The sequence below is a fragment of the Alteromonas sp. RKMC-009 genome (assembly GCF_003584565.2).
In the GTDB taxonomy this organism is placed as follows: domain Bacteria; phylum Pseudomonadota; class Gammaproteobacteria; order Enterobacterales; family Alteromonadaceae; genus Alteromonas.
In genome coordinates, this window is sequence record NZ_CP031010.1 from 3,470,071 (window position 1) to 3,484,830 (window position 14,760).

Annotated in this window: 12 protein-coding genes; all 12 read right to left on the reverse strand. The window is 50.0% G+C overall.

All coding sequences use genetic code 11. The features are described 5' to 3' along the window. Positions 1–5: 5 nt before the first annotated feature. A complete protein-coding gene (locus tag DS731_RS15430; protein ID WP_119502169.1) occupies positions 6–749 on the reverse strand; it encodes a ParA family protein in 744 nt (247 codons plus the stop codon). Continuing rightward, positions 746–1,006: a hypothetical protein gene (locus DS731_RS15435; protein WP_119502170.1), complete on the reverse strand. Its 261-nt coding sequence runs from the start codon at positions 1,004–1,006 to the stop codon at positions 746–748. The genes DS731_RS15430 and DS731_RS15435 overlap by 4 nt, the downstream gene beginning before the upstream one ends. After that, positions 997–3,699 (reverse strand): chemotaxis protein CheA, encoded by a 2,703-nt coding sequence (locus DS731_RS15440; protein ID WP_119502171.1) that lies wholly within the window; start codon positions 3,697–3,699, stop codon positions 997–999. Before DS731_RS15440 ends, DS731_RS15435 begins: the two co-directional genes overlap by 10 nt. Positions 3,700–3,704: 5 nt before the next feature. Beyond that, positions 3,705–4,070, reverse strand: coding sequence for a response regulator (locus tag DS731_RS15445; protein ID WP_119502172.1), 366 nt, complete (start codon positions 4,068–4,070; stop codon positions 3,705–3,707). After that, positions 4,067–4,939, reverse strand: a complete 873-nt coding sequence (locus DS731_RS15450; protein ID WP_119502173.1) for a CheR family methyltransferase — start codon at positions 4,937–4,939, stop codon at positions 4,067–4,069. Before DS731_RS15450 ends, DS731_RS15445 begins: the two co-directional genes overlap by 4 nt. Then, the gene (locus DS731_RS15455; RefSeq protein WP_119502174.1) at positions 4,936–5,565 is read right to left on the reverse strand and encodes a HEAT repeat domain-containing protein; all 630 of its coding nucleotides are present in this window, start codon (positions 5,563–5,565) and stop codon (positions 4,936–4,938) included. The genes DS731_RS15450 and DS731_RS15455 overlap by 4 nt, the downstream gene beginning before the upstream one ends. Before the next feature lie 9 nt (positions 5,566–5,574). Next, entirely contained in the window at positions 5,575–6,630 is a 1,056-nt protein-coding gene (gene cheB / locus DS731_RS15460; protein ID WP_119502175.1) for a chemotaxis-specific protein-glutamate methyltransferase CheB, read from the reverse strand. 7 nt (positions 6,631–6,637) lie between these two features. After that, positions 6,638–8,167, reverse strand: a complete 1,530-nt coding sequence (locus DS731_RS15465) for a chemotaxis protein CheW (RefSeq protein WP_119502176.1) — start codon at positions 8,165–8,167, stop codon at positions 6,638–6,640. A 36-nt stretch (positions 8,168–8,203) separates the two neighbouring features. Beyond that, positions 8,204–10,114 (reverse strand): methyl-accepting chemotaxis protein, encoded by a 1,911-nt coding sequence (locus DS731_RS15470; RefSeq protein ID WP_119502177.1) that lies wholly within the window; start codon positions 10,112–10,114, stop codon positions 8,204–8,206. Between the two features lie 409 nt (positions 10,115–10,523). Beyond that, positions 10,524–10,907 carry an 8-oxo-dGTP diphosphatase MutT gene (gene mutT / locus DS731_RS15475; protein WP_119502178.1) on the reverse strand — a complete coding sequence of 128 codons (384 nt, stop codon included), beginning with the start codon at positions 10,905–10,907 and terminating at the stop codon, positions 10,524–10,526. Then, a complete protein-coding gene (secA, locus tag DS731_RS15480) occupies positions 10,907–13,621 on the reverse strand; it encodes a preprotein translocase subunit SecA (protein WP_119502179.1) in 2,715 nt (904 codons plus the stop codon). The genes mutT and secA overlap by 1 nt, the downstream gene beginning before the upstream one ends. Positions 13,622–13,771: 150 nt before the next feature. After that, positions 13,772–14,653: a M23 family metallopeptidase gene (locus DS731_RS15485; protein WP_119502180.1), complete on the reverse strand. Its 882-nt coding sequence runs from the start codon at positions 14,651–14,653 to the stop codon at positions 13,772–13,774. Positions 14,654–14,760 lie beyond the last annotated feature (107 nt).

Below are 14,760 nucleotides of genomic sequence, written 5' to 3' on the forward strand. Positions count from 1 at the left end.
CGTTTCTATGAGAAAAGACAGTCGCATAAAGAGCGATAGTCTTTCGCTCCTGCGGAAAGTGGCGCATATTCGCTGACTGGCTGATGTACTGCGAATGCTTCCGCCAGTTTTACGTTGCGACGAATAGCAGGCAAGATTCTGCCCGCTCCGAATTTCTCTTGCCAGAGACCCAATGTCTGACGATGTATGCGTAATTTGCCATCCACCATCACGGGCAGAATATCAATGCCACTGGCACGGAAATGCTTATTCCTGATCGCTTTCATACACGCATTCAGCAGCTTGTTTACGCCGTCAGAAGCCAGTGGCGTCGGCTCGGCCGGAATGACGATACGATGCGCACCGGCTAGTGCTGATAACAACCGGGGCCCCAGTGTAGGCGGCGTATCGACGAGAATTATGTCGTAGTGCCCGGCGTCGCCTGCGTTATCAAACAGCTGACTGAACCGGTCCAGGGTATAAGCTGATTCATCAAATGCGCTGTCGGTATGGGCCAGTGCCAGATGGATCCTGTCGCTGTATGCCAGCACGCCTTTGAACTCTTCGAATTCACTCATCCACGCCGGTTGAGAAAGTGCAGAGAGTAAATCCGGCTGTGCAGTGAAACCCTGTTCAATATGCCCCTGATTATCAAGGTCAATCACCAGCACTTTCGCCCCTTTCTCGCTCAGAGCGTAAGCCAGATTCACTACCGTCGTTGTTTTGGCCGTACCACCTTTGCGGTTAGCAACCACAAGCACCTTTGTCATGCCTGAGACTCCGCGTTATATAAACCGGCATCAATGGCACGTTTAAGCCAGCCCCACTCTCCCGCCTCAGGCCATACAGAAATGCCGGTCTGATGTTTAATTAATACCTGATACAGGGCGGTATGGGCATGGGTGAGCTTTTTCAGATTAACCTGCCGTTTCGGATTCTCTGCCAGCCAGAGATCCAGTTCTTCCGCTAAATCGATTTCACAGTTGCCGTCGAGTGCTGCAACTTTTTGCTTGAAAATTATCGGCATGACAGTAACTCCGGAATGTTGATAATAAGCAGAACCCGTCCGTCACCCAGTAAGGCTGTACCGCTGAAGTGGGCGTAGCCCGCCATCACACCTTCAAGAGGCTTCTGGATAACATCAATACCCTCATGGAATTTATCGATAACCAAACCGATATCCCCGTTGCCTGTGTTTACTACAAGAATAGACTGTTCTTCTGTATTTTGCGTTTCCGGTGCAAAACCCAGATAGTCCCGCAGGCAATGAAGGGGCACCAGCTTGTCGCGGATAACCAGCACCTGATGATTCTTGATTTGCTGGATTTCCTCAGGGCGCACTTTCACGGTTTCCACCACGCTGTCCATACTGACGCCAAACATCTGGTCGCTGACTTCAAACATCATCACACGGTTAACCGACATAGTTTGCGGCAATACAAGACGGAACCGTGTGCCGGTACCCACTTCAGACTGCATTTCAATATGACCGCCAGCCTGAGTAACCATGGTTTTCACGGCGTCCATTCCCACACCGCGACCGGATAAATCAGACACCTGCTCGGAAGTGGAAAAGCCGGGTGCAAATATCAGTTGCAGTGCTTCGTCATCGTTTATCGATTCCAGCTGCGCTTCGGTGATTACGCCTTTCTGGTATGCCAGCATTTTGATCTTCGCCGGATCAATGCCCTTACCGTCATCGCGGATTTCTATCACCACGTTGTCATCCTGCGGTGTGGCAATGAGCTCAATTTTTCCTGATTCATTTTTACCTGCACTGAGGCGGTCAGCCGGAGACTCGATACCGTGATCGATGCTGTTTCTCAGTAAGTGAATTAAAGGCTCAGACAAAGACTCAATCAGATTTTTATCAAATTCCGTATCTTCCCCCTGCATTTCAAGCTCAATCTTCTTATCAAGCTTGCGGGCCAGATCCCGAACCAGACGGGGATAACGCTGAAACACGTGAGATACCGGAACCATTCGAATTTGCAGAACAGCACTTTGCAGCTCTTCGGTAAGACGGTTCACAATCGTGAAGTGTGACTTAATCTGTTTGCTGAGTTTTCTGCTGCCGCCTTCTTCTTCTGCCTGCCGGGCAAGATAAGGCAGAGAATTTTTCGCTACTGTCAGCTCGCCCACCAGGTCCATCAGGTAATCAATTTTCTCCTGATTAACTTTTAACGTACGTGGTACCTGACGCTCTGCCGCTTTTGCCGGAGCTGTACTCTGCGCCACCTCTTCCGCAGCAGGCTCCGGAGCGACAGGAACGTTTTGTTCAGTTTCCTGAGCAGCAGTTGCCTCAGGCACTACAGCGTCAGCCTCTTCTTCGCCTGTGTCGGCCTGAGGTACTTCAACCTGTCCACCGGCAATGAGGGCCAGCAAGTCTTCAACAGACCGTTCAATCACATCAACACCCAGTACACGGCTGACAACCAGATTCACCGACGCAAGCGATGCAGGATTGCCTTCGCCTGCCGCCAGACGTTCCAGTAAGGCTTGTTGCTGCTCAAGCATGGTAAGGGCACTTGGGGATAATCTGTCGCCATTTCCGCAACCGGAGACATCTGTCGCTGAGCTTGATGTCTCAGCGTTATCTTCAACAGTGACAGACTCAGAGCCTGAAGCGTCACCGGATTCAGCCTGCGCCTGATCTTCGAAAGGAGCAGCATCTCCGGCTGAAGTGGCAATATCACAAAAGCGTGACAGAGCCTCACCTGCAGCGAGTTTTTCAAGCCCTGCACTGATTTGCCATTGTACAGAGTCCGGATTCAGCGAAGCACACAGGAAGCTGCATATACGGGCCACCTGCTCGTTGTCTGCCAGCGCTGCCGCTTCGGCGATACCATCAGCATCATCACTTTGTAAAAAGCTGGTCAGCAGCGGCTCACTTAATGAGTAAAAGCTGGCCGCGGAAATAGCATCATGTTCATACTGGCCTTCGTAATACGCAAAGTGCTCAGCCAGAGAAGCAGAACTGGCCACACAGAGGATCGTAATGTCCAGGTGGCAGAGGAAAACGTCTTCAGGACCTTCTACATGGTTTTTACGGGACAGATTGTGAAAGATAAGCCCGGGGGTTGCCAGACTGACGTTAAACGGATCTTCACCACGAAAGAAACAGTCTGCATCCGGTGTATAGCGGATAACATGAACCATTTCATCGCTTTCCAGTGCACTGAAAAATGCGCTGATACGGTGCTTCTCGTCCAGCTCATTCAGCCATGCAGCCGCTTTGTCAGGTAGAGGAGCAACAGTAGCCGGAGAATCAGATGCTCCGCTATCAACCGTATGACTCTCCCCTTGCTCATTGTCTGAGCTGGCCCCGCCGGATGCCGGTTCCATAAAGCTACGTAATCTGGCGGCAAGCCCGGTGGACGCTTCTTCCCACTGAGATAATTGATGGGTTCCCGACTCAAGCTCATCAAAAAATGTGCTGATTTGATCGAATGCTTCTAACAGCACATCACCAAGTTCATCGGTAAAAGACACTTCGCCGGCACGCATGCAATCCAGTAAATCTTCAGAGGCATGAGCAAGGCGGGTCAGCGGCTTGATATCGAACAGATCCGACGAACCTTTGATAGTGTGAATATCACGGAAAATCGTATCGACCGCTTTGGCGTCATAGCCACTGTTTTGCAGGGTCAGCAGCTCCTGGCTGGCAGATTCCAGATTTTCTCTGGATTCACCGATGAATGTATCTAACAGCTCACTCATAATGATTATTCTCCCAGCATCAGTGACACCATGTCATTTAACGTGGTGCCGTCCACGGGTTTGGTCATATAGAAGTTTGCACCACAGTCGAATGCCCGGGTCGCGTCTGCAGCCTGAGATTCCGTGCTTATCATAATAATAGGCACCTGATTCAATCCTGCATCCCGGCGAATTTCCTGACACAAACGGTAGCCATCCATTTTCGGCATATTGACATCAACCATGAACAGGTCGATTTGTTTACCCATTGCCTTTTCGAGAGCTTCTACGCCATTTTCTGCTTCTTCCACATGGCGTTGCGCGCTGGCAACAATCATCCGGTGGTAGGTACGGACGGTATTAGCATCATCCACGATCATGATAGTTTTCATCTGCTGGCTCCCTCGAACCCCGGCTTCTGGTAAACAATAACGTCACCGAATTTTTTAATTTTGAATAATGAGCAAATGCGGCTCATAGACTCACTGTGGCCTAAGAATATGTAGCCTCCGGGCTTGAGTGCGTCATATAACACCTGTGCAGCCTTACGACGGGAATCGTCATCGAAATAAATTAGCAGGTTGCGACAATAAATCAGGTCGAATGAACGGAAACGACCGGGCACTTCAGCACCAAGAATATTTGCCAGACATAAAGTCACAGACTCTTTAATGTCGGGACTCAAATGGAACTCATTGCCCTTCTGAGTGAAATAACGCTGCCGGACAGTCAGCGGAATGTTTTGTACAGATCGCTTGGAATAAATGCCTCGTTTAGCATGTTCAAGGACACTGGTATCGATATCAGACGACACAATCTCCACATCCCGGTGATCCAGTCCTTTCCAGTACTCAAGCAGGTAAATTGCTATGGAATACGGCTCTTCACCTGTGCTTGAGGGTACTGACCAGATCCTTAAATCCTCACCCGCCGGGCGCATGCTGTCTAAATCATCCATTAAATGACGGCACATGGTCTCAAACTGATATTCTTCGCGGAAGAAGTAGGTCTCGTTCACCGTCATGGCATTAACAAGGTTTTGAAGCTCTTCCCCGGACGCCTGAAAACGCATGAAGGTAAAATAACTTTTAAACAGATTGTGGCCGGTTTGCTTCATGCGCTCTTTCAACCGTTTATCAACGAAGTATCGTTTGGAATCTTCGAAGTAAATGCCGGTTTTCCGGTAGAACATTGAGCGGAACCGGTCGAAGTCAGCGTCAGAGATTTCCCCTGCCGGCGACGTTGTCCGGATGCTGGTCATACACCCTCTCCTGCAACAGAATCCCGAACACACTGAATCGCGAACTGGATGTAAGCTTCACCGGGAAAACGGGCAGATACTTTTTCGAGTACCTCCAGCGTTCCGCTATCGCCAATTTCTGACAACTTATCTACAGCGGTGCCAACCACATTGATGTTGTTATCGTTCAACACTACGTTGTGCAACCACGTTGCAGCATCCGGATGACGGATAGCGCCGATAACGTCCACGGCAAAAATACGTACATCACTGTCTTCATCGCATAAAAGTTCGTTCACATGGGCTGCAAACAGTACCGGCTGGCTTTGCAGCAACTCAATTGCCCCGTTACGTACCTGCGCATCTTCCGACTTCAGCTTTTCAAGCAGAGCACCGGCCACATCTTCGTCACACATGCCTTCGACAGCGCTGAATAACGCCTCCAGTACGGTGGGCTCGTGCTCAATGTCGATTTGCTCAAGCAAAGCAGTCCGGGCTGCCAGATTGTTCGTCAGATCTCTTGCCGCCCAGCGTCTGACATCGGCACAACTCGCCTGTAAATCGTCAATAAGGGACGCCAGGTCTCTGCTATTTTGTCTGCGGTCAGCCTGACTGCCAGACTCTCCGCGGCTTTTTCTCAGTCCCATGGCGTACTCCTATTGCTTACACAAATGATTAATACGTTGAGCGATGGCGTGACTGTCAAGCACATGACTGGCGCACCCCGCCTGAATAAGTTCTTTCGGCATCCCAAATACGGTTGCAGTTGCTTCACTCTCCGCAATGGTCACCGCGCCTCTGCTGTAGGCCTTAGACATGGCAGCCACGCCATCGCACCCCATGCCGGTGAGCTGTACGCACAGCATATTTTTGGCATCGAAACACCCCAGCGCCGATTCCACCATACGATCCACACTGGGATGCCAGAGGAAGTTGGGACTGGCGGGAATGGGTCTGACAAACACCGTGTTCTGGTTTTTTACAAAGGACAAATCCGCATCGCCTTTGGCAATATAAATTTTGCCGGTTTCCAGCGACATGCGGCTGCTTACTTCGACAACCTCTAACGGGCATAAATCATTCAGACGTTTCGCCAGTGCGGCGGTAAACGCTTTTGGCATATGCTGCGCCACGACTACCGGGCAGGGAAAGCTGGCCGGTAGCTGAGACAAAATCTGCTCAAGTTTGCGCGGGCCACCGGTGGATACACCAATCATCACCACCTGAACCTTGCCATTTTTTACCGGCGCTGCCGTTGCTTTTACCGCAGCCGTTTGCTGTTGCGTGTGCACGGGCTTTGACGGAGCTGCCGTTCGCCTGACGCTTGCGGTAAGGGCTTCAATTTTGGAAATCAGCTCATCTTCAATATCGCTGATATCCGCACTGACCGTGCCGCCGGGCTTCAAGACAAAGTCACCCGCTCCCAGTGCCAGCGCTTCCAGTGTCACCAGCGCACCTTTCTGCGTCAGCGATGACAGCATCAGCACAGGGCACTGGTGAAACTTCCTTAGCAGGCTAAGACAAGTCAGACCGTCCATCACCGGCATGTTGATATCTAAAGTAATCACATCAGGTTTAAAAGCCGCTGATTTCGTCAGTGCTTCCTCGCCATCGCGGGCTGAGTCAACCTGATAGCCCCGTGCAGTGAAAACCTGTGTGAACAGTTTCCGCATCAAGGCAGAGTCATCTACCACTAATACTTTGACTGCCATCTTCCCGTTAACCCCCGTTTACTTTTGCAATATCGTTGTCGTTCAGCAGGACCGACGGCTCGATGAGCTGAATGATGCGTTGCTCTTTATTGAGCTTGATAAGCTTGTTTAACAACTCGGTTTGCTCATCAGACAGTGAAGGCGCATCTTCGATAGAATCGGTAATAACGGTTTTAACTTCTGCCACACCATCCACAATAAAGCCGGTTTTTTGCTTATTACGGGTAAGCACCACAATGCGCTGCCGGTCAGTGGCCTCAGCTTTGGGTAATCCCAATCGCGTGCGTAAATCAATCACAGGCAGTACTGTGCCACGCAGATTGACAATGCCTTGCAGATAGTCCGGTGTATTGGGCACACTTTCCAACTTGTCGGGAATGCGTGTTATTTCCTGGGTATCTTCGATGCTGACCCCGTACTCTTGTCCTGCAATGGAGAAGATCACGTATTGGGCATAGTCTTCTTCGGTCAACACCCCTTCGTCCTGATTAGCCATATCAGAAACCTCATCTTGTAAATCAACCTGGCTCAGCGCCTGGCTTAGCGAGCGTTGGAAAACACTTTGCAAGTTAACGATAGAAATGAGTCGCTTAGTGCCTTCTACCCGATACACTGCTTCAAGCGCACCATCGGTATATCCGTCGTTACACATAGACGGAACAGGCTCCAACGCCGACGGCGATATACTCACCACATTGCTGACTTTTGCTACCACAAAGCCCACAGCGGACTGACTGCTGTCGCTGCAGTTAACAATGATGATGCGGGTAGCATCGTTCATTTCGCAGGGCTGCATGCCAAGGTTCATGGCCAGATCGACGATGGGAATAATCCGTCCCCGCAGATTTACCAGCCCCAGTACCGAAGGATTACTGTCGGGTAAGGCAGATATGTCGTCGGGAACACGCACAATCTCACCCACATCATGGAGATAAAAAGCAAATTCTTGTCCGGCTATGGAAAAACAAACCAGTTGTTGCAAATCATCTTCGGCTTCGCTGTTAATGTCTTGCGAACCGGTACGGTTTTGCTGCAGTTGCAGGCCGGAACCATCTTTTTTATGGCTGACGGTTAACTGTGACTGCACCAGGTTTTCAACATTAAGGATCTGCTCCAGCGGTTCGTTCTTTTGCTTAATCAACCCTTGCAGGTAGTCATAAGAAATTGACGAGTCGCCTTGTTTGTCATTAACCACGGTGTCTTTCGGTACACTGTAAACACGGTTTACTTTGTCGACCAGAAAGCCCGTCATACCAAGTGTTGACTCCACAACGACAACACGGGATGTTTCAGTTTGTTCCGCTGAACACGACAACAAAATAGCCCGTAAATCGTAAACCGGCAGTACGTTACCCCGCAGGTTTGCCAGTCCCATCATCTGGTGGGGCCCCAGCGGAACCCCAACCATCACGGGAACACGAATAATTTCGCCAACAGACTGCATCGGAAATGCAAATTTCTCTTTTCCAATCTGAAAAGAAACAAACTGCAGCTCAGTGTCTGTTGCGGTAATTTCCTGAGTTTCCATTTCTTGCATGGTCTCACCTCACCTTTAACTCTGAATCAACCGGCCTTAGCTGTTTTGCATTTCATCAGCGACAGAGGAGATTTCCTCGATAGAGCGGGCCAGGATTTCAACGCCTTTGGTCTGCTGCTCTGCGGCAGACAATGCCTGCTGACAGTTACTGCTGGCCTGTTCATTCGCTGCGGCAATTTGCTCCAGGCCTTTTTGAGCCTGCGCTACAGCAGCAGCAATTTCTTCACCGGCTTGCTGCATTTCTTTGTTGTAAGAAAGTACTTCAGCCATATCTTTGGCAATACCGGCGATGTCCTCAGTGGTTTGCTTCGCTTTTTGCACCTCACGGTAAGCGCTCTCTGCCACGTTGGTCAGGTCAGTTTTCACGTTTTGTGTCTGATCCTGAATGGCTTTGATGAGATCTTTAATTTGTTCAACATTCTCAGCGGCCTCATCGGCAAGGCTTTGAATATCGGCAGATACCACAGCAAAACCTTTACCGTATTCACCCGCCCGGGCCGCTTCCACAGCACCGTTAACGGCAAGCATGCTGGTTTTCACCGACACGGTGGTGATGGTGTCGATAACTTTGTCGATAGTGCGGGTCATTGATTCCATATCAGTAATGGCTGATACGTTCAGTTTGCTGGTTTCCAGTGCGGTATTGATGCCTTCCACCATTTCTTCGATAAGTGCACGGTTCTCTTTCAGCAGTTCTGTTATCGCCTCGCCACGGGTAAGCGCGTTTTCAGACTGAGCAGAGGCTTCCGCTACACCATCCCGGAGGGTATCGATATTACTCACCGCCTGGTCAACTGCCGACGCTGCCTGTTGCGCACCGTTGTTAATCTGATTCAGTGCCGTGGATATTTCTGTGGTTGACCGGCTGATTTCCTCCATGCTTGCAGATAACTCTTCTGCCGAGGACGCCACTTCTTCCGCGCTTTTATTGATGTCGGTGCTGTTTTTCAGCTCTTCAGTGATAATTTCCAGAGACTGGGCAGCCTGCTCAGCTTGTGACAACGCGCTGCTTTGTTCAGATACGTTACTGGACACTTCCTGAGCAGCAGATGACTGCTCGTCGGCAGCACAGGAAATGGCTTCAGACCCTGCCTGGATTTCTTTAGCGGCATTGTCCATTTCACGGATTTTGGTTTGCAGCGTTTCAGAGCCGGTAGCAATTATCTGCATATCTTCCTTAATTTTGGCCAGCTGACTGGTTACCGCTTCGCCTTTTGTCACTTCTTCGAGCGCCGCTTCCGATGATTGTTTCACTGCATCAGAAACTTGATTTGACTGCTGCTGAATTTGCTCGATTTGCATGGCGATATCGGCAGCGCTCTTATCCGATACTTCAGCCAAAGCCCGTACGGTATCGGCCACTACCGCAAAGCCTTTACCGTGCTTACCGGCGCGTCCGGCTTCGATTGCAGCATTTAATGCAAGTAAGTTGGTCTGGTCGGCAATGCGGGTAACTTGTTTAACGGCTTCACCAATATTGGATGCTTGCTGCTCCAGCTCGCTCATCATGACTACAGAGCGTGACTGGTGTTCAGAAGCTGTTTTTACGCTGTCCATCATATTGCCGAGGTTGCCCATAACACGGTCAACGAAGGTTTGAAGCAGATTGGTTTTATCCAGGGTCTGTCCGGATAGCGTAAGCTGTGATACCAGTGAAGAAGAAATCTGGGTAATTGCCGCCAGACTCTCCTGACTTGCACTGCTGGACTCTTCTGCACCAGCGGCAATTTCGTTGATAGCAGTGCCTAACTGGTCGGTCGCGCTGGCAGACTGACTGATGCCACTGGCCAGTTCAGCCGTCGCCGTCGCTACCCGTTCGGCAGCTTGTTGTTGTCTGGCGAGGGTGCGGGCTTTTCTTCGCTGCTCTTCTGCCTCTCTGCGTAGTTTCGCGTCAACTCTTACGGCCGGTGTGGCCGGGCTGGCCTCAGTGCTTTTTTTCAGTGCCATGGAAAACCTCGGAATTTACTATGAATGAACGATTGCTTAACAGCGCGTTTAGTAAAGGTTTAGAGCAGGCAGAAAAAATTTAGGTATAAAACAGGATACCTTGGTATGGGAGGGAATCTGGTTGTGGGGGGATCTCCCCATAAGTGCATCTTTGTCGCCTTATACACAAATGTCACAACAAGTACATTTAGGTATAAGATCTCAATGACTTAGCGGGCACCTGAGAAGACCGTACGCAGCGGAATATCTGTCAATCTAGCCTTTTGGCGTAGTCAGATTATAATACCGGACTTTTTTTGTATTTATTTCAAACATTAAATGGCTGTAATGAAATAACAGGTTATAAATGCGAGAAACCCCGGCTTTTCATGGCCGGGGTTTCTGATTTGAAAGCAGACGCTGACTAAGTTCAGCCCTGAAGCTTTTCTATGATCGCTACATTCGCCGCGGGAAAATCTTCGGGCTCCAGTGCAGAAAGCTTAAGCCACTTGCCCTGTTGTCCTTCCAGACCGGCAGGTTCACCGGCAAAGTCTGTTACCGAATGAACATCAAGCAGTACCCGCTTATCTCCGTAATCGTGACCGATAACAGTCAGTGGCTGACTGGTCTGTATATCAATGCCAATCTCTTCTTTAAGCTCACGTGCCAGTGCCTGAGTTACCGTTTCGCCGGCATCCACTTTACCACCGGGAAACTCCCACTTTCCGCCCTGATGTTTGTCGTCGGGCCGCTTACAGATATAAACAAGCCCATCACGAAGTACTACACCTACGGCTACATGCACTTCTTTCATTAAGACAGTTTACCGTGGCACTGTTTATATTTTTTACCTGAACCGCAAGGACACGGGTCGTTACGGCCTACTTTAGGCCCCTGGCGCATTTCAGAGCGGATGCCTGACTGGCCATCGGCCTCCGGCGCCTGTTCAGGTGCCTCTTCGTGATTAAAGTTCTTAGGCACATCGTCAGCCTGACGACGCTGCTCTTCTACTTTCTCCACATCAGATTCTGCTTTGACCTGCACACGGCTCAAAATAGTGATGACTTCCACTTTCAATGCTTCGAGCATACCCGAGAACAGTTCAAAGGATTCACGCTTATATTCCTGCTTAGGATTCTTCTGGGCGTAACCACGCAGGTGAATACCCTGACGAAGGTGGTCCATAGCAGCCAGATGCTCTTTCCAGTGACTGTCGAGGTTCTGCAGCATGATCGCTTTTTCAAACTGACGCAGTACATCCGGGCCTACTGCATTTTCTTTTTCCTGATAAGCGCCTTCGATTTCTGTCAGAACACGCTCACGGAGTTTTTCTTCGTACAACTTATCATCGCTATCAAGCCATTTCTGCACAGGCAGGTCGACTTTAAAGTCTGCTTTAAGTCGCTCTTCCAGGCCCGGCACATCCCACATTTCTTCCAGTGACTGGGGAGGAATGTACTCATCAACTACGCCATTCACCACGTCTACACGGATAGCTTTAATCGTTTCGCTGATGTCACCTTCGTCCAGCAGTTCGTTACGCTGTTCGTAAATGACCTTACGTTGATCATTAGCCACGTCATCGTATTCCAGCAACTGCTTACGGATATCGAAGTTACGGCCTTCCACTTTACGCTGGGCGTTTTCAATTGCGCGGGTTACCCACGGGTGCTCAATGGCTTCGCCATGCTCCATGCCCAGGCGCTTCATCATGCCAGCCATTTTCTCAGACGCGAAGATACGCATGAGTGCATCATCCAGCGACAGGTAGAAACGGCTGGAACCGGGATCACCCTGACGGCCGGCACGACCACGTAACTGGTTATCAATACGGCGTGATTCGTGACGCTCGGTACCAATGATATGCAAACCACCGGCATCGAGTACTTGCTGATGCAGCGCTTCCCACTCATCTTTCAGTTTCTTAAGTTGCGCTTCAGTGGGGTTTTCCAGTTTCTCAGCTTCGGCTTTCCAGTTACCGCCAAGCACAATATCGGTACCACGACCGGCCATATTAGTCGCGATGGTGACAGCGCCGGGACGGCCGGCCTGAGCGATAATATCCGCTTCCTGTTCGTGGAACTTGGCGTTCAGCACTTTGTGCGGCACTTTTTCTTTCTTCAGAAAGCGGGACAGCAGTTCAGAGTTTTCGATAGACACCGTACCGACCAGTACCGGCTGACCTTTTTTCACTGCAACACGGATGTCTGCCACAATGGCGTCGTATTTTTCCTGTGCAGTCAGATAAATCAGGTCGGCCATATCTTTACGGGCCATTGGACGGTTGGTCGGAATAACCACGGTTTCCAGTCCGTAAATAGACTGGAATTCAAATGCTTCGGTATCGGCAGTACCGGTCATACCGGCAAGTTTGTCGTATAAACGGAAATAGTTCTGGAAGGTAATCGATGCCAGAGTCTGGTTCTCGTTCTGGATCTTCACGCCTTCTTTGGCTTCTACCGCCTGGTGCAGGCCCTCAGACCAGCGACGGCCTTCCATTGTGCGGCCCGTGTGCTCATCAACAATGACGATTTGATCGTCTTTTACGATGTAATCCACATCTTTCTGGAATAACTTGTGGGCACGCAATGCGGCATTGATATGGTGAAGCAGGGAAATATTACCGGCAGCAAACAGAGATTCACCTTCCGGCAGAATACCGTTACGTTGCAGTATTTCTTCAACGTGGATTTGACCCCGTTCAGTCAGGTGAATCTGACGGGCTTTTTCATCAACGGTGTAATCGCCGTCGCCTTCCTGCCCTTCTTCGTCTTCTTTTTCCTGCTGTACCAGTTCAGGGATCACTGTATTAATTGCTCTGTACAGGTGAGAGCTGTCCTCGGCTGCACCGGAAATAATAAGCGGCGTTCTTGCCTCATCGATAAGAATAGAGTCAACCTCATCCACTACCGCGTAATGCAACGGGCGCTGAACACGATCCTGCGGGCTGAAGGCCATATTGTCACGGAGGTAATCGAAACCGAATTCGTTGTTTGTTCCGTAAGTAACGTCGGCGTTGTAAGCCTCACGCTTCATATCCGGTGACATGCCGGGCACATTACACCCTACCGTCATGCCTAAGAATTCAAACAACTCGCGGGACCAGTCGGCATCACGGCGGGCCAGATAATCGTTCACGGTAATAACGTGGACACCTTTAGCGGTCAGAGCATTCAGGTAAGTGGGTAAGGTCGCGGTAAGGGTTTTACCTTCACCGGTACGCATTTCTGCAATTTTACCTGTGTGCAGTACCATACCACCAATCATCTGTACGTCGAAGTGACGCATACCGTAAACGCGCTTACTGGCTTCACGTACGGTGGCAAAGGCATCGTTAAGGATATCTTCCGGGGTTTCACCTTTTTCCAAACGTGCTCTGAGTTCGGCAGTTTTCGCCTTTAGTTGCTCATCGCTTAACGCTTCGTATTCCTTTTCCAATGCGTTGATGGCATCGACGTTCTTTTTTAGTTTTTTTATGAGACGGTCGTTACGGCTACCGAATACTTTCCTCAGGATGCTTGCAAACATTTGGTTGATGATTCCACTACTTTTTTACGAGTTCCGGCATCCCGGTGGACTCGTAGATTTAAAATAAATGACGCCGCGCACATCATGTGCATGGTTGTCACCCTATCTGTTTGTGCTGGTTTACCGGAGTAAACCTTTTCTGGCTGCTGCTTAACGTCTTTTGGTAACGTACGGCAGAGGATCGATTTGTTGCCCGTTTCTTATTACTTCGTAGTGAACATGAGCACCTGTGGAGCGGCCGGTACTACCCATCACTGCGATAGTCTGACCTTTTGTTACAACGTCACCGATAGCAACCGACAGTGCCTGGTTGTGCCCGTACCGGGTCACCATTCCATCACCATGATCGATTTCTATCAGTAAGCCATAACCGTGACGTTCTCCTGCCCAGGTCACGATGCCTGCAGCAGTGGAAACAACGTCATCACCAGATTTACCCGCAAAATCCAGCCCTTTGTGCATTGCTGGATTGCCGGTAAAAGGATCTGCGCGCATGCCGTAATAAGAAGACAACCATCCCGACGCTATTGGCCGGCCAGATAATTGACTCTGTTCATGGATATGATGCCCCCGGACAAGACTTTCAAGCATCGCCAGCTGCTGTTTTTTCGCAGACACAGTCTGCTGTAAAGCGGCGATTTGTTCCATCAGGGGTTCATTTTCCACGTTTTTTGGCGAAGAGCCGGGGTCAAAGGCGTCTAAATCTTCTGCCTTCATCCCAAATTCAGCGGCAATTAATTTGCCTTTCTCATCAAGTTGCGACACCGTCGCATCCATTTCAGCGAGACGCTCTGCCAGAATTTGTAATTGCTGACGTGTGCTGGCAGCCAGTGCATCAACTTCTGCACCTCCGGCTTCATTAGCGGCCTGAGCAAGCTTAATTCTGGCAATATCTTCGGAAACGGAATCAGTGGAACGGCTGGAAACTAACATGAATAACGACGAGAGCACGGTAAAACTCACCAGTGTTCTCACACTGATGCTTTTCCTGTATCGCTTCTGCTGACCAATAAAGGTTATCGTTAGTTTCATCGGGCACTCTTAATAAAATCCGGACTAGTTTACCGCTGTTAATGCAAATGAACAAACCACAATCAGATACTCAGTGCGTTTTTTTCATACCCCGTAAGACAAGGTAA